This is a genomic window from Nitrosomonas europaea (assembly GCF_900167395.1).
Classification (GTDB): domain Bacteria; phylum Pseudomonadota; class Gammaproteobacteria; order Burkholderiales; family Nitrosomonadaceae; genus Nitrosomonas; species Nitrosomonas europaea.
Map to the genome: position 1 here is coordinate 17,241 of NZ_FUWK01000020.1, position 15,176 is coordinate 32,416.

Consider the following 15,176-nt stretch of genomic DNA (forward strand, 5'->3'; position numbering starts at 1 on the left):
TCAGCAATCCAGGCAGATCGTTTGATGCATGGCAGCATCTGTTCGGGAAAAATAGGCTTTGGCGCGATCCACGTCCTGTTCTATTTGTTTTACGAGTGTTTCCATATCAGGAAATTTTTCTTCATCTCTGAGTTTTTGTAAAAAATCGACTCGCAAATGCTGTCCATAGATCTGTTCATCAAAATCAAACAAATGTACTTCCAGCAGCGGTTGTGCGTGTTCGAAAACGGTTGGCCGGACACCCACACTGGCTACTCCCCGGATTCGCCGTGTATGGCCTGAATCATTACACCAGTTTGCTTCCACCACGAAAATACCGCTTAGTGGAAGATGATGATGCTTCAACCATATGTTGGCCGTCGGAAAACCCAGTTTTTTGCCCAGTTTGATGCCATCCACCACCCGCCCGCTGATGCTGTAAGGGCGCCCCAGGAAGTCTGCAGCCAGATCGAGGTTGCCCGATGCCAGGGCATCGCGCACTGCTGTACTTGATACCCTCAATTCATCCACAGTAACGGGGGACATGACCTCCAGCTCATCTGGCTCCGAAAAGAACTTTCTCAGCAAGGTAAGATCTCCCGAACGCCGGGCACCAAAACGAAAATCCTCTCCTATCAGCAGCCAGCGGACATTCATTTCCTGCAGCAGAATACGTGTGATGAACGATTCCGCACTGATTCCGGCAAATTCATGGTCGAAACGACAGATCTGCGTACGACTCACGCCATAACCCGCCAGCAGTTCCAGTTTCTCACGCAAATCCGTCAACCGCGCCGGAGCCTGCTCGGGCATCAGACGCTCTCGCGGATGCGGTTCAAACGTCATGACACATGATGCAATTCCCAAACGACCGGCAACCCGCTTCAGGCGGGCGATCATTGCCTGATGGCCAAGATGCACACCGTCAAAATTGCCTATGGTCAGAGCAACAGGCTCTCCCCTATAGATCACCGACCGTCGGGTTATACGCATACTATCGAACCAGGCATCAGCCAGCCGGAAATATAATCCGGCCGCAGACCTGCCTCATGACGACCGATGACTCGCGCATGACTGCAGGTAGCGTGGATCCATTGCTTTTTATACTTCGGAAGTATTGAGATCAGCCGGTTCACGATGCGGGAAATGGCTCATCTGATAGCCCATCCAGAGGCGTCCGGCAATAAATTCTGCGACGGTATCTGCATGTTGCTTCAGTAGCGGGTTGCCCAGTTCGAGCGTCGTTTGCCGGAAAAGCTGCAACCAGCGCTTGAAAAGTGTTTCATTCAGTTCCGGCAGGGCAATGTGTTTAGGCATGGGGGCACCACGAAAACGGCTGGTACCACGCAATTGGGCTGACCAGAAATTGGTCATTTGTACGAAATGCGCATCCCAGTCGATCACATGTTCTTCGAAAATAGGACCTAATGCGGCATCTTTTCTCGCTTTGGCATAAAATTCATGTACCAGTTTTGAAACTTCTTCCTCGGTGTACAGATCGGGACTGGGTTCAGGTATGGGACGGGGTATCATGGCTCTGTATTAAATATATCCGTATGGGTTAAAGTGTATGTGTACCGGAATGACTCAAGTCATAATCCAGCTGTTTGCAACATCAATTTTCTCATATTTGCAATACTCCTTCGAGTCTCTTTGCATAAGGTCTGAATGTTGTTCAAAACCAGTCGATCACTCATGAAAAAAATCCGGTTACAGGTTATCTGTGCAGGCTACTCTCTTGTATCGACCGGCCTGTTGTTACTGAGCCTGATATTGTCCGGTTGTACCGATATCTGGAATAATCCTTATCCGGCCGCGGATTCCGGTAAAAATATTCTTTATAATGTTTTTGCTGAACGCCCAAAACATCTCGATCCGGTGCAATCATACAGTTCGAATGAAATTCAGCTCACTTCTCAGATCTATCAACCACCGCTGCAATATCACTTCCTGAAACGTCCTCTTACCCTGATTCCGCAAACTGCCAGCAGGATGCCCACGGTAAGCTACTTCGACAGCAACGATACCCGGCTACCCGCCAATTCAGCAGATACCCGTATTGCCTACTCTGTTTATGAAATTTCGATCAGGCCCGGTATTTTCTACCAGCCTCATCCGGCCTTCGCCAGAGATGAAAAAGACAACCTGCGCTATCATGAACTAACCGTACAAGATATACAGCCCATCCACAAAATCAGTGACTTTGAACATACAGGTACCCGTGAACTGGTAGCCGACGACTATATCTACCAGATCAAACGACTTGCCCACCCCGGGCTGCACTCACCGATATTCGGTTTGATGGCGGATTACATTACAGGACTGCGCGAATATGCGAATACCCTGAGAGATCAAGCCAGGACCCGACCTGGAAACAGCTTTCTGGATTTGCGCGACTTTCCTCTGACAGGTGTGGAGCGAGTGGATGATTACACCTATCGCATCCGAATAAAAGGAAAATATCCTCAGTTTATCTACTGGCTGACCATGGCATTTTTTGCACCGATTCCATGGGAAGCAGATCATTTCTTCTCACAACCCGGTATGGCCGAGAAAAATTTCTCACTCGACTGGTATCCGGTGGGAACCGGTCCGTACATGCTGGCCGAAAATAACCCGAACCGGATCATGGTGCTGGAGCGCAACCCCAATTTTCAGGGGGAATATTACCCGGATGAGGGCATGCCGGAAGATATACAAAAAGGCCTGCTGCGTGATGCCGGGAAACCGTTGCCATTCATCGATAAAATCGTGTACAGCCGTGAAAGGGAAAGTATCCCTTACTGGAATAAATTCCTGCAGGGATACTACGATGCATCCATCATTGGCTCGGACAGTTTCGATCAGGCGGTACAGATAACCGGTCAGGGTGAGGCCACGATCACCGACGAAATGGAGGCACAAGGTATTCGCCTTGGAACGGCTGTCGCTCCATCGACATATTACATGGGGTTCAATATGCTCGATCCGGTAGTGGGTGGCCGCACCGAAGCGGAAAAGGCTGCAGCACGCAAGCTGCGCCAGGCTATTTCCATTGCCGTAAATTACGAGGAATACCTGTCCATATTTGCAAACGAGCGCGGTATTGCTGCACAAGGCCCGATCCCTCCCGGAATCGAGGGCTATCATGAAGGCAAGGAAGGGATGAATCCGATCGTTTATGAATGGCATAACGGCGAAATCCGGCGCAAGTCGATCAAACAGGCGCAGGCATTACTCGCTGAAGCAGGCTATCCTGATGGTATCAGTCGCAAGACCGGTAAACCGCTGGTGCTGTATTACGATGTCACTGCACGCAGCGCAGACGATAGATCCATCCTCGACTGGATGCGAATGCAATTCCGCAAACTCAATATCCAGCTGGTCGTGCGCAGCACTGACTACAACCGCTTCCAGGACAAGATACGCAAGGGAAATGCACAGATTTTTGAATGGGGCTGGAACGCGGATTATCCTGACCCGGAGAATTTTCTGTTTCTGTTATATGGCCCACAACGCAAAGTGGGCAACAGTGGCGAAAACGCAGCGAACTATGACAACGCCGAATACAACCACCTGTTCGAACAGATGAAAGACATGGAACACGGCCCGCAGCGTGTACGGATCATCGACAGAATGATCACCATTCTGCGGGAAGATGCCCCCTGGCTGTGGGGCTACCACCCGAAGGAATTTGCCTTGTACCATGCCTGGTATCAGAATGTGAAACCCAACAGAATGGCGTATAACACGCTCAAATATTATCGGATCGATCCTGCGTTACGCGATCAGAAACGAAACGAATGGAATAAACCCGTACTATGGCCGATCGGCGCGGGTACGGCCCTGCTGGTCATCATTCTCTTGCCGGCATGGGTTGCATATCGCCGCAAACAGCAACAGCAGAGTATTACTGAACAGGCAACCTGATCCAATTTTATGCATTTATGCTAAATTACATCATCCGCCGGATACTTTACGCACTTCCGATTCTCATCGGTGTCAATCTCATCACATTTGCACTCTTCTTTGTGGTCAATACCCCTGATGATATGGCACGCATGCATCTTGGCACGAAACACGTCACGGAAGAGGCCATCTGGAAATGGAAAGAAGAGCACGGCTACAACAAACCTCTGCTCTATAACGAGGCAGCTCACGGGTTCGAAAAATTTACTGATACTATTTTTTTTGAAAAATCAGTCTCGATGTTTGCATTCGATTTTGGTCGTGCCGATGACGGCCGTGATATTGCTTACGAGATCCAGTCACGCATGTGGCCCAGCCTGGCGATTGCATTACCCGTATTTCTGCTGGGTCTGCTGACCTATATCACGTTTGCTCTGGTGATGATTTTCTTTCGCGCCACCTACGTCGATTTCTGGGGTGTCATCCTGTGCGTGATGCTCATGTCCATTTCCAGCCTGTTTTATATTATCGGCGGCCAGTTCCTGATCAGTAAGTTGTGGCATCTGGTTCCCATCTCCGGCTACGGCAACGGACTGGATATCGGCCGGTTTCTGCTGCTTCCGGTCATTATCGGTGTGGTCAGCAGTGCCGGCGCCAACACACGCTGGTACCGCACCCTTTTTCTGGAAGAGATCAACAAGGAATATGTGCGCACGGCCCGAGCCAAAGGATTGGCGGAAAGCGTAGTACTGTTCAGACATGTACTCAAGAACGCGATGATTCCCATACTGACCGGCACCGTCGTCGTCATTCCGCTGCTGTTTCTCGGCGGACTGATTACCGAATCGTTCTTTGGCATTCCAGGACTGGGCAGTTATACCATCGATGCCATTCAATCACAGGATTTTTCGGTGGTACGTGCCATGGTATTTCTGGGTTCGTTGCTGTATATCGCCGGGCTGGTGCTGACCGATATTTCCTACACCTTGGCAGATCCGAGAGTGCGACTGGAATGATCATCCGTTTCTGCAACCAGCCTGCCTTTCCCGAGCAAAATCAGATACTGCTCCTTGCTCAAGTGCATCATTCTGTGATCGAACATTCGGACGATATGGATTGTTCATCGCTTCATTCGAGGTCTGGCCTGTTTTGAAACCGGTTCTGTACAGTATAAAAAGCAAGATCGTGATTTTTGCCGTGATTGCCACCCTGCTGCCCACGGCCGGTCTCGGTTTGTTGTCATTCAAGCAGAACGAAGCACTGATCATCGATAGTGTTACCCGCGAATTACGCGTACTTGCGGATAACGTCAACCGCCAGCTCAATCTCTGGATGGATGAGAACACACTTACCATCCGCGCATTATCGACATCCAACCCTGTCATCGAAGGACTGACTATCCTGAAAAAGCAGACGGACAATACGCATGAAAATACGGCGAAACAGACACAATCCGTTATGTCCGGTTACTTGACTGCGGTACGAGACAAACTGGATGACGTACTGGAGCTGACCGTTTTCGACAGTACCCGGAAAATCGTGGCAAGCAGCGCCAGTACCCCTGAGGTGCTCGAATCTCCCGAGCGCTGGACGCATGCATCTCTTACCAGAGGATCCATTGCCATTACCCCTCACTGGAACGATCGTTACGATACCGCGGCGTTCAGTGTCATTTATCCGGTCCTCTCCTATGACAGTCAGCTCATCGGCGCTATCGCAGCTACGCTGGACTTGGGAATATTCAGAAATAAGCTGATGGAAACCAGAAAATTTTCATCGGGCGAAATCACCCTGCTGGACCAGAATAGCAGAGTATTACTGAGCAGTGCCTCTGGCATCGATCATCTGGCAGTACCGAATCCACATTATCTGGAATCGATGCAGATACTTGAAGAATCGATCACACATGATGGATTGTCTTACCCCAAAGCAATCGGCCTGCTGTATGCATCGGAGAACGTTCCGGTAACGATTCTGGTGGAACAGGATCAAAGTGCCATACAAGCTTCATGGATGAAATTACGTAACCGTTTTCTTGAATTCGTCGCAATTCTGATCGTCATCGTAACTCTGGTGGCTTTGTATATGGGGCATTCTATCGTCACCCCTCTGAAACAGTTGATCAGTGCAGTCAGGGGAATTGTAGAGGGAAATCTGGATATTTATCTGCCGGTCAAACGTAAGGATGAAGTCGGGCAACTGACGACCATCTTTAATCAGATGACTGACGCCCTGCGTAACAAACATACGGAGATCATGGCCGTCAATCAGGCCATGCAGCAGCAAAATCAGCTTCTGCAGAAACTTTCGATCACGGATGGTTTGACGAGCCTGTACAACCGGGCAAAACTCAATACCATCCTGATCGAACAGCTTGCCAGATTCAAACGCAACGATCGTACCTTCTGCCTGCTGATGATCGACGTGGATCATTTCAAAACCATAAATGATAAACTTGGCCATATCACAGGCGATAAGATTCTGATCACGGTAGCTTCTGCCCTGCTGAAATCGATCAGAACGATAGATTACGCTGCACGCTACGGTGGTGACGAATTCATGGCCATCCTGACCGAAACCAACTCCAGTGCTGCAATCAAAACAGCAGAGCGGATCCGCTCCGAAGTAAGTGCTGCCTGCTCTGCACTCGAAGAACATCCGATCCAAATCACCCTGAGTATTGGTATTACCCAGAGCCATCATGACGATACCACCCCGGGTGATCTGATTGCACGCGCAGATGTGGCACTGTATGAAGCCAAGAAACGGGGACGCAACCGGGTGTACTGCGTTGATGTAGCGCACACTGATCCATGAGGCCACCACCGATTCCAGCGTGACTTACTCTATCCGGATACAACAAAATGGAATATAAGGATTACTATCAGACCATTGGTGTCCCGCGAGATGCGACTCAGGATGACATCAAACGTGCTTATCGCAAGCTGGCACGCAAATACCATCCCGATGTCAGCAAGGAGCCAGAGGCTGAGGCCCGTTTCAAGGAAATCGGCGAAGCCTATGAAGTACTCAAGGATCCAGAGAAGCGAACGGCTTACGACCGACTGGGAACTCGCTGGAAAAGTGGACAGGAATTTCAGCCTCCACCAGGATGGGATCAGGGATTTGAATTTCATGGTGGTGGATTCACTGAGGCTGCTTCTCAATTCAGCAGTTTTTTTGAATCATTATTCGGACGAAACCAGCAAAGCCACCGTTATCGTGATCGGGAGTTCAATTTGCATGGAGAAGATTCCCACGCACGAATTTCGATAGCCCTGGAGGATTCTTTTCAAGGAGGCATCCGCAGTTTGACCTTGCAACATACGGAATCCGGTCAGGATGGACGACCTCTGATCAAAGAACGCACATTGAAAGTCCGGATACCCAAAGGCATTCAGCAAGGACAGCATATCCGGCTAGCCGGCCAGGGAAGTCCCGGAACCGGAGGAGGCAAAGCCGGTGATCTTTACCTTGAAATCGTATTCAAGCCACATCCTCTATTCAGAGTGGAAGGTAAGGATATTTTCCTGGATCTGCCCGTAGCCCCTTGGGAAGCTGCATTGGGTGCCACAGTCGCGATCCCTACTCCGGCAGGAACAGTGGATCTCAAAATCCCTGCCGGCTCCCGGTCGGGACAAAAACTGCGCCTGAAAGAACGCGGTATTCCAGGCACACCCTCCGGGGATTTATACGTCGTTTTACAGATCGTGCTGCCTGCTGCCGATAGTGAACAGGCACGTGCGTTTTATCGCGAAATGGAACAGAAGCTCGCATTCAATCCTCGTGCCGGAATGAGTATCCGATAAAATGGACTACGACATCTTGCATGGCATTGTCATCGAAGAAAGTGAGGCACTCTCACTTTCTGAACTTTGCCAGATTTGCAACGTCGAGGTTGAATGGATCATGGCGCTGGTAAATGAAGGTATTTTCGAACCCGCTGGAACCCGGCCGGAAGACTGGTTCTTCAGTGGAGTTGCTTTGCGGCGTGTACTGGTCGTGAGACATCTGCAACGAGATCTGGACGTCAATCTTTCTGGTGCTGCATTAGTACTGGAGCTGCTGGAAGAGCGGAATGCACTGCTTGCTAAAATAAACTTGTATTGATTTTTAAACGAATTTCCATTTGAAACCTGCTCCGGAAATATCGAACGGCAGGATGAATGACAGTCAATTCCAAACCGGCGATCATTATGAACCAGACACAGTTAAAAATTCGTATCCACCTGGATCAATCAGCTGATCATCCGAAGATTGAACAAAATTTACCGGAATTGCCGGAGGAGTCCGTATTTCCCCCGCTCCCTCCGGTATATGAATATAACTGGCCAAGGATCATCGGCGCAGGACTGGTACTGTTGTTTGTACTGATAACCAGTATCTGGATCGCTGCAGATTGGTTGTCTGATGATGAGAAACTCGAAACGAGTTCCACGGAAATATCATTATCAGCTGTGTCCCCTGCCAGTTCTGAAACACCCTCCACTGAACCGGTACCATTGCTGCCATCTGTCGGATTCTCGTCAGATCAACCGTCTGAAAACAATCCGGCAATCGGGAATGTACCTGATGGAGATATTGGATCTGATCAGGCCGTGCAAGCGCCTGATCCACAGCCACAACGAGCTGCTCCATCTGCATCGGCCCCTCCGGTCAAACCTGGAATCAAACCGGACATCACTATTCCTCAGGCAAAAACGAAAAACGTCTCACAAGGAAGCAATCATTCTTCCGGCCTGATCAAAGCACAATTGACTTCGAATATCCGGCAACGACAACCGGTCGATAATATCAATCAGATTTCGCTGGGTAGCAAATCGAGCAGACCGATTTTCCTTTTTCTGCATCTGAACAAATTCAGAGGCGAGAAAATATTGATCAACTGGTACTATCGGGATCAGTCCATTGCCAGAATCGTTCTACCGGTCGGTAATAATGACTGGCGCACCTATTCCAGCAAGGTGCTCAACCGGAACAGGCTGGGTCCGTGGCATGTCACTGCCTCGGATCAGGCAGGAAACCTGCTGGCTGAATTCAAATTCAGAGTGACTCGTTAATCTGACCTTTCAAGGTATGAAATTTTGCAGTCAATGTGGCGGCGAAGTTATTTTACGTATCCCGGAAGGTGACACACTACCCCGGTATATATGTCCGAAATGCCACACTATCCATTACCAGAATCCCAAAGTGATCGTCGGCTGCATCCCTGAATGGGAAAACAAAGTTCTATTGTGTAAACGTGCTATTGCACCTTATCGGGGCAAATGGACATTGCCTGCGGGGTTCATGGAAAACAATGAAACGCTGGTACAAGGTGCAGCAAGAGAAACGCTGGAAGAAGCGAATGCCAGAGTGGAAATTCGTGAACTCTACGCGGTTTACAGCCTGCCACATATCAGTCAGGTCTACATGTTGTTCCGGGCAAAATTACTGGATCTCGATTTCTTTCCGGGAATCGAAAGTCTGGAAGTCAGGCTTTTTGGAGAACAGGAAATCCCCTGGAATGACATTGCTTTCCGTGTAATACATGATCCCTTGAAACGTTATATGGAAGAGCGACATCATGGACAACCCGCCTTTCACCTTGGCATCATCAATAAACCTCAGGCAGGTAGTAATTCGAATGAATGAATTACCGATAACCTTTCTTGTGATTGGATGCTGTCCCTTCCACAGCATTTTTCAGAAAAAGCTTGAATTTTTTGTGTTGCCGATAGCGATGCAGAAATTTACCATTTGACTTAAAACAGTATTTTCCTTATAATGTTTGGCTCAGTCGCGGGGTGGAGCAGTCTGGCAGCTCGTCGGGCTCATAACCCGAAGGTCGTAGGTTCAAATCCTGCCCCCGCAACCAGCTTATCTTTGCAAAGTTCCATGTAGTTCCCCGGTAAGAATTCAGATTTATGGGATGAAGTCAGTTATCCTGTTTCTATCCGGCAAAATTTCGAATCTTCCCACCAGTCATATTTCTGCTGACTGATCCAGTTACCACTTTGGCTTGTTGCTGCAGTGAAGAATCATCATCACTAGCCTTACTGCCTCCGCCAAACATTCCAGCAAAGCTACCATGCAGATCTGGCGTATTCAGATTCAGCAACCCTATCTTTTCAAGCATGAGTACAATCTACCAATCAGATTTCCAAGCAGGTCTGCTGCCACAGTGCTGATTTCTTCCCCGCCGGGAGAAATTCGCAGTGCTTCAACTTCTTCCTTGCCCGAGGCAGTGTATTCACCATGGAAACGGAGTATGAAAAAGTCCATATTGTCGGGCTGACCGAATCTACATACTTTTAGAAATACAATGCAGTCGTTCAGATAAAAGAAATCAGGAAAATCATCCCGACAAAATAGAGAACTGCGGAAATACCGGAATGGCAGAACCAGATGTAAATATCTGATTTATTGGCTCCCCGACCAGGGCTCGAACCTGGGACCTGCGGATTAACAGTCCGTCGCTCTACCGACTGAGCTATCGGGGAATATGTTGTGGTAACTGCTACAAGCGCGGTATGTTAGACTTTTATGCTGTGCCGGTCAACTTTTCTCGTAGCCAGTTACGGAATCAATGATATCGTCAGCCAGATCAGATTGTTTTTTTAAATAACACAGATAAAACTGCCTTTTTTATCACTGGAAAGAATCCTGTCTGCATGAGAAAAAAATCATCATCGAACAAAGAAGAAACAGCATTACATCCGCCACCGGAAAATTTTGAAACAGCCACGGCCGAACTGGAACAGATCGTAGCCGGCATGGAAACCGGGCAAATGTCTCTGGAAGATGCGCTTTCTGCGTACAAACGCGGGGTGGAATTGTTACAATACTGCCAAAATATACTGAAAAATTCGCAACAACAGATAAAAATACTTGAGGCGGATATGCTGAAACACTTCTCACCTGCTGAGCACGATGCATCCTGATTTCCAGTCATGGGCAAGCGAACAGCTTGCTCTGGTTGAAACCTGTCTGGAAAAACATCTTCCGGAGACCAATTGTGCTCCGGCACGTTTGCATGATGCAATGCGATATTCCGTGCTGGGCGGAGGTAAACGGGTACGACCGCTGCTGTCGTTTGCGGCCGGAGAATTGAGTGGCGCAGATAAAACACACGCCACCATTGCCGGTGCGGCAGTGGAACTGATTCATGTCTACTCCCTGGTACATGATGATCTGCCCTGCATGGATAACGATACACTGCGACGCGGCAAACCAACCTGCCATGTCAGATATGATGAACCTACCGCCCTGCTGGTGGGTGACAGCCTGCAAAGCCTGGCTTTTCAGTTATTGACGGAAACTAATCTGACTGAAGACCCACATGTCCAACTCGAAATGGTTCGACATCTTGCATTTGCAGCCGGATCCCGAGGTATGGCGGGCGGACAGGCAATAGATCTGGACAGCGTAGGTAAAACACTGAGCCTGCCGGAACTCGAATTTATGCATATTCACAAGACCGGCGCGCTGATTCGGGCTGCAGTCATACTGGGCGCCCGCTGTGGCAACAGACTGGATGAGACACAATTCAAGCTGCTGGATCATTTTGCCAAATGCATGGGGCTTGCGTTCCAGGTAATAGATGACATCCTCGATACAGAAGCCACCACTGCCGCGCTGGGTAAAACAGCTGGAAAGGATGCAGAAAACAATAAACCCACCTATGTTAGTATACTGGGCATCAAACAAGCACGAGAACTTGCCCACGAGCTCCGGCAGGAGGCCACCGGGGTATTGAATCAGTTTGGATCCGAGGCCCTGCGTTTGCAGCAGGTCACTGATTTCATTGTACAGCGTGAGTTTTGATCTTACGCTGCCAACCTGTAAGTCGTTCATTTTAAGCTACACATCTTTTAAATCTGCATGTATCCATTACTTGATCGCATTGAGATACCCGCACAGCTACGTACACTGAAACGCAATCAACTGCCGCAGTTAGCGGATGAATTACGTAATTTTCTGGTTGAATCCGTGGCAGGCACAGGCGGGCATTTATCTTCTAATCTCGGGACGGTCGAACTGACCATTGCACTGCACTATGTGTTTGATACACCCTTTGATCGTCTGATCTGGGATGTCGGACATCAGACTTATGCTCATAAAATCCTCACTGGCCGGCGTACAGGAATGGCTCGTCTGCGCATGCAGGGAGGAATTGCCGGCTTTCCCAGACGGGATGAAAGCGAATACGATGCTTTTGGCACCGCACATTCCAGCACCTCCATAAGTGCAGCACTCGGCATGGCAGTCGCCGCACGGCTCAAAGGCGTAAAGCAGCATGCAATTGCCGTGATTGGTGATGGTGCAATGAGTGCAGGTATGGCTTTTGAAGCACTGAACAATGCCGGCGTAATGGATGCCAATCTGCTGGTTATTCTGAACGATAATGATATGTCCATTTCCCCTCCTGTAGGGGCGCTCAACAATTATCTGGCCAAACTGATGTCCGGTCGTTTCTATGCTACTGCCAGACGCGCAGGCGAGAAAATGCTGGGTGTGGTTCCTCCTGTTTTGGAGCTGGCAAAACGAGCCGAAGAACATGTCAAAGGTATGGTAACGCCCAGCACACTATTCGAAGAATTCGGCTTCAATTACATCGGTCCGATAGATGGTCACGATCTGGATATCTTGCTGACCACGCTGAACAATATCAAGCAACTCGATGGCCCGCAGTTTCTACATGTCGTCACCCGTAAAGGCAAGGGTTATAAACAGGCAGAAGAAGATCCGATTCTCTACCATGGAGTCGGAAAATTTCAACCGGATCAGGGTATTGTATCGAAACCTTCTGCCAAACTGGCTTACACGCAGATATTCGGTGACTGGTTATGTGACATGGCAGCAAAAGATTCACGTCTGATTGGTATCACTCCTGCCATGAGAGAAGGCTCCGGACTCGTTCGTTTTTCGAAAGAGTACCCGGATCGCTATTTCGATGTAGGGATCGCAGAGCAGCATGCCGTGACATTTGCCGCAGGTGCAGCTTGCGAAGGATTGAAACCGGTCGTGGCAATTTACTCGACCTTCCTGCAACGTGCTTACGATCAGCTGATCCACGATGTTGCCATTCAGAATCTGCCGGTTGTTTTTGCAATCGACCGTGCCGGGCTGGTGGGTGCAGATGGACCGACACATGCCGGCAGTTTCGATCTGAGTTACCTGCGCTGCATTCCCAATATTACGGTCATGACGCCCGCCGATGAAAACGAGTGCCGTCAGATGCTCTACACTGCCTTCCAACTCGATACCCCTGCTGCCGTTCGCTATCCACGCGGCTCAGGTCCCGGTGTACAGATCCAGCAGGAAATGCAGACCATCCCGCTGGGTAAAGGTGAAATCCGCCGACAGGGTAAGCAGATTGCACTGCTGGCATTCGGCAGCATGCTGACCCCCTGTCTCGAAGCGGGAGATGAACTAGATGCCACGGTAGTAAATATGCGTTTTGTCAAACCGTTGGATCAAGAGCTGGTTGCAACCCTTGCTGCCGAACATGAATTACTGGTTACCATTGAAGAAAACACCATCATGGGAGGCGCTGGCAGTGCAGTCATGGAAAGTCTTTCCAGTCTGGATAAAAACGTCAGACTGCTGCAACTCGGCTTGCCAGACAGCTTCATCGATCAGGGTGATCCCGCACACATGCTATCCGACTGCGGACTGGATAAGGCCGGCATTATCCAGTCGATAAAAGAAAGGTTCTCTTTATAATGTCACTAATGTCATACATCGCAGCGTTAGGCCGCTAGGGAGGCCATCGTGGATCTTGCGCAAAAATCAGATGCAGAAATCTTGGCTGTAGCGACTCCCATCATGGACAACCTGATGGATGCTTCCACGGCTATCGACTACGAGCGTCATACTCGTGACTTCACGGAACGGGCCAGAAGTGTTCTGTCCGAAGAGTCGCTTCAGTCAATCTGCGAGCACTATCAAAGCACCAAAGGGTTCTTTGCCAAACGCGAATTTGTGGCAGCTTTCAGGCGCCCCGACTCTGTGGCTATCGTCTGGCGTCAGCAGTTCACTAAGCAACCGGGGGAGTTCGTAGCCGAGCTAATCTTGGTGCAACAAGGCGGCAAGTATCTCGTTGACCATGTGATGGTCTTCTAGTACGCGGCCTAACAATTCATTCAAGCCGACACCGCTTCGCGGCGCGGCTGAATTCAGGCGATAAACGACAACACTGACCGAATGTCGTTTTTCACTGTCTGATTCAATGATCTCTCGTTACCCGGAATAGAGCGGGTATTCAAACGGCAATCAGCCGGCGTTGATCCTGGATCAGTTTTACAGGAAGGAGTTTTTATGAACAAACAGATCGATCTACCCATTGCTGATGTACAAGGCTCGTTGGACACAAGACATATTGCCATCGACAGAGTAGGAATCAAAGCGATCCGGCATCCTGTCGTGGTGGCAGATAAAGGCGGTGGCTCCCAGCATACCGTGGCGCAATTCAATATGTACGTCAATCTGCCCCACAACTTCAAGGGAACCCACATGTCTCGCTTTGTCGAGATACTGAACAGTCACGAGCGCGAGATTTCGGTCGAATCGTTCGAGGAAATCCTGCGTTCCATGGTCAGCAGACTGGAATCGGATTCCGGACATATCGAAATGGCCTTCCCTTACTTCATCAATAAATCTGCACCTGTCTCGGGTGTAAAAAGCCTGCTGGACTACGAAGTGACATTTATCGGTGAGATCAAACACGGCAATCAATATAGTTTTACCATGAAGGTAATCGTCCCTGTTACCAGCCTGTGCCCCTGCTCCAAAAAAATATCCGACTACGGTGCACACAACCAGCGTTCACATGTCACGATTTCGGTGCGTACCAATAGTTTCATCTGGATCGAGGACATCATCAGAATCGCGGAAGAGCAGGCCTCATGCGAACTGTACGGCCTGCTGAAACGCCCGGATGAAAAATATGTTACGGAAAGAGCTTACAACAATCCGAAATTTGTCGAAGATATCGTCCGCGATGTGGCCGAAGTACTCAACCACGATGACCGTATAGACGCCTATATCGTTGAATCAGAAAATTTCGAATCCATACACAACCACTCTGCCTACGCATTGATCGAACGAGACAAAAGAATACGATAAGCAGAATTACCTCATCAAACGAAGTAATTCCGGGACGGCAAAGGTCAATGTGCCCTGCCCGGAGTTATTTCTCTGACATTCGACAAGCCAGTCAACCCAGAGTCTTTGTTTTCCAGATAAAACGCATATAACTGTCTGCTTACTAAGCGTACTGATACAAATTACTCTTTTACAACCTCACGCCTTTTCCCTGCCATAAC

At 49.2% G+C, this 15,176-nt stretch carries 15 protein-coding genes and 2 tRNA genes; 13 read left to right on the top strand and 4 right to left on the bottom strand.

Annotation, left to right across the window (positions count from 1 at the left end; genetic code table 11):
- Positions 1-972, bottom strand: coding sequence for a bifunctional riboflavin kinase/FAD synthetase (locus B5D58_RS07415; RefSeq protein WP_011111741.1), 972 nt, complete (start codon positions 970-972; stop codon positions 1-3).
- A 108-nt stretch (positions 973-1,080) separates the two neighbouring features.
- A complete protein-coding gene (locus B5D58_RS07420; protein ID WP_011111742.1) occupies positions 1,081-1,512 on the bottom strand; it encodes a group III truncated hemoglobin in 432 nt (143 codons plus the stop codon).
- A 162-nt stretch (positions 1,513-1,674) separates the two neighbouring features.
- Between B5D58_RS07420 and B5D58_RS07425 the strand changes: the two genes are divergently transcribed.
- The 8 genes from B5D58_RS07425 to B5D58_RS07460 all read left to right on the top strand — a co-directional run bounded on the left by B5D58_RS07425 (position 1,675) and on the right by B5D58_RS07460 (position 9,724).
- Positions 1,675-3,888: an ABC transporter substrate-binding protein gene (locus B5D58_RS07425; protein ID WP_050731301.1), complete on the top strand. Its 2,214-nt coding sequence runs from the start codon at positions 1,675-1,677 to the stop codon at positions 3,886-3,888.
- A 17-nt stretch (positions 3,889-3,905) separates the two neighbouring features.
- Entirely contained in the window at positions 3,906-4,883 is a 978-nt protein-coding gene (locus tag B5D58_RS07430) for an ABC transporter permease (protein WP_011111744.1), read from the top strand.
- A gap of 100 nt (positions 4,884-4,983) precedes the next feature.
- Entirely contained in the window at positions 4,984-6,684 is a 1,701-nt protein-coding gene (locus B5D58_RS07435; protein WP_234989033.1) for a diguanylate cyclase, read from the top strand.
- Between the two features lie 47 nt (positions 6,685-6,731).
- On the top strand, positions 6,732-7,676 hold the full coding sequence (locus tag B5D58_RS07440; protein ID WP_011111746.1) for a DnaJ C-terminal domain-containing protein: 945 nt from the start codon (positions 6,732-6,734) through the stop codon (positions 7,674-7,676).
- Position 7,677: 1 nt separating this feature from the next.
- Positions 7,678-7,977: a chaperone modulator CbpM gene (locus B5D58_RS07445; RefSeq protein WP_011111747.1), complete on the top strand. Its 300-nt coding sequence runs from the start codon at positions 7,678-7,680 to the stop codon at positions 7,975-7,977.
- Positions 7,978-8,033: 56 nt separating this feature from the next.
- Positions 8,034-8,927, top strand: coding sequence for a DUF2914 domain-containing protein (locus B5D58_RS07450; protein ID WP_011111748.1), 894 nt, complete (start codon positions 8,034-8,036; stop codon positions 8,925-8,927).
- A 16-nt stretch (positions 8,928-8,943) separates the two neighbouring features.
- A complete protein-coding gene (locus B5D58_RS07455) occupies positions 8,944-9,501 on the top strand; it encodes an NUDIX hydrolase (RefSeq protein ID WP_011111749.1) in 558 nt (185 codons plus the stop codon).
- Positions 9,502-9,647: 146 nt separating this feature from the next.
- Positions 9,648-9,724 (top strand) — tRNA-Met (locus B5D58_RS07460).
- A 75-nt stretch (positions 9,725-9,799) separates the two neighbouring features.
- Here the strand turns inward: B5D58_RS07460 and B5D58_RS14090 are convergent.
- Positions 9,800-9,985, bottom strand: a complete 186-nt coding sequence (locus B5D58_RS14090; protein WP_041356680.1) for a hypothetical protein — start codon at positions 9,983-9,985, stop codon at positions 9,800-9,802.
- A 288-nt stretch (positions 9,986-10,273) separates the two neighbouring features.
- Positions 10,274-10,349: transfer RNA gene (locus B5D58_RS07470), tRNA-Asn, on the bottom strand.
- A 171-nt stretch (positions 10,350-10,520) separates the two neighbouring features.
- Between B5D58_RS07470 and B5D58_RS07475 the strand changes: the two genes are divergently transcribed.
- From B5D58_RS07475 to folE2, 5 genes are all read left to right on the top strand, one after another.
- Positions 10,521-10,790, top strand: a complete 270-nt coding sequence (locus B5D58_RS07475) for an exodeoxyribonuclease VII small subunit (protein WP_011111750.1) — start codon at positions 10,521-10,523, stop codon at positions 10,788-10,790.
- Complete coding sequence (locus B5D58_RS07480) at positions 10,780-11,673, top strand: polyprenyl synthetase family protein (protein ID WP_011111751.1); 894 nt, start codon at positions 10,780-10,782, stop codon at positions 11,671-11,673. Before B5D58_RS07475 ends, B5D58_RS07480 begins: the two co-directional genes overlap by 11 nt.
- A 57-nt stretch (positions 11,674-11,730) precedes the next feature.
- On the top strand, positions 11,731-13,575 hold the full coding sequence (dxs, locus tag B5D58_RS07485) for a 1-deoxy-D-xylulose-5-phosphate synthase (RefSeq protein WP_011111752.1): 1,845 nt from the start codon (positions 11,731-11,733) through the stop codon (positions 13,573-13,575).
- A gap of 48 nt (positions 13,576-13,623) precedes the next feature.
- On the top strand, positions 13,624-13,974 hold the full coding sequence (locus B5D58_RS07490; RefSeq protein ID WP_011111753.1) for a hypothetical protein: 351 nt from the start codon (positions 13,624-13,626) through the stop codon (positions 13,972-13,974).
- 195 nt (positions 13,975-14,169) lie between these two features.
- A complete protein-coding gene (folE2, locus tag B5D58_RS07495; protein ID WP_011111754.1) occupies positions 14,170-14,976 on the top strand; it encodes a GTP cyclohydrolase FolE2 in 807 nt (268 codons plus the stop codon).
- The last annotated feature ends 200 nt before the right edge of the window (positions 14,977-15,176 follow it).

Bases quoted from the DNA above. Each gene is read 5' to 3' on its own strand.
- B5D58_RS07415 (WP_011111741.1), bottom strand. From the start codon at position 972: ATGCGTATAACCCGACGGTCGGTGATCTATAGGGGAGAGCCTGTTGCT.
- B5D58_RS07420 (WP_011111742.1), bottom strand. From the start codon at position 1,512: ATGATACCCCGTCCCATACCTGAACCCAGTCCCGATCTGTACACCGAG.
- B5D58_RS07425 (WP_050731301.1), top strand. From the start codon at position 1,675: ATGAAAAAAATCCGGTTACAGGTTATCTGTGCAGGCTACTCTCTTGTA.
- B5D58_RS07430 (WP_011111744.1), top strand. From the start codon at position 3,906: ATGCTAAATTACATCATCCGCCGGATACTTTACGCACTTCCGATTCTC.
- B5D58_RS07440 (WP_011111746.1), top strand. From the start codon at position 6,732: ATGGAATATAAGGATTACTATCAGACCATTGGTGTCCCGCGAGATGCG.
- B5D58_RS07445 (WP_011111747.1), top strand. From the start codon at position 7,678: ATGGACTACGACATCTTGCATGGCATTGTCATCGAAGAAAGTGAGGCA.
- B5D58_RS07450 (WP_011111748.1), top strand. From the start codon at position 8,034: ATGACAGTCAATTCCAAACCGGCGATCATTATGAACCAGACACAGTTA.
- B5D58_RS07455 (WP_011111749.1), top strand. From the start codon at position 8,944: ATGAAATTTTGCAGTCAATGTGGCGGCGAAGTTATTTTACGTATCCCG.
- B5D58_RS14090 (WP_041356680.1), bottom strand. From the start codon at position 9,985: ATGCTTGAAAAGATAGGGTTGCTGAATCTGAATACGCCAGATCTGCAT.
- B5D58_RS07475 (WP_011111750.1), top strand. From the start codon at position 10,521: ATGAGAAAAAAATCATCATCGAACAAAGAAGAAACAGCATTACATCCG.
- B5D58_RS07480 (WP_011111751.1), top strand. From the start codon at position 10,780: ATGCATCCTGATTTCCAGTCATGGGCAAGCGAACAGCTTGCTCTGGTT.
- dxs (WP_011111752.1), top strand. From the start codon at position 11,731: ATGTATCCATTACTTGATCGCATTGAGATACCCGCACAGCTACGTACA.
- folE2 (WP_011111754.1), top strand. From the start codon at position 14,170: ATGAACAAACAGATCGATCTACCCATTGCTGATGTACAAGGCTCGTTG.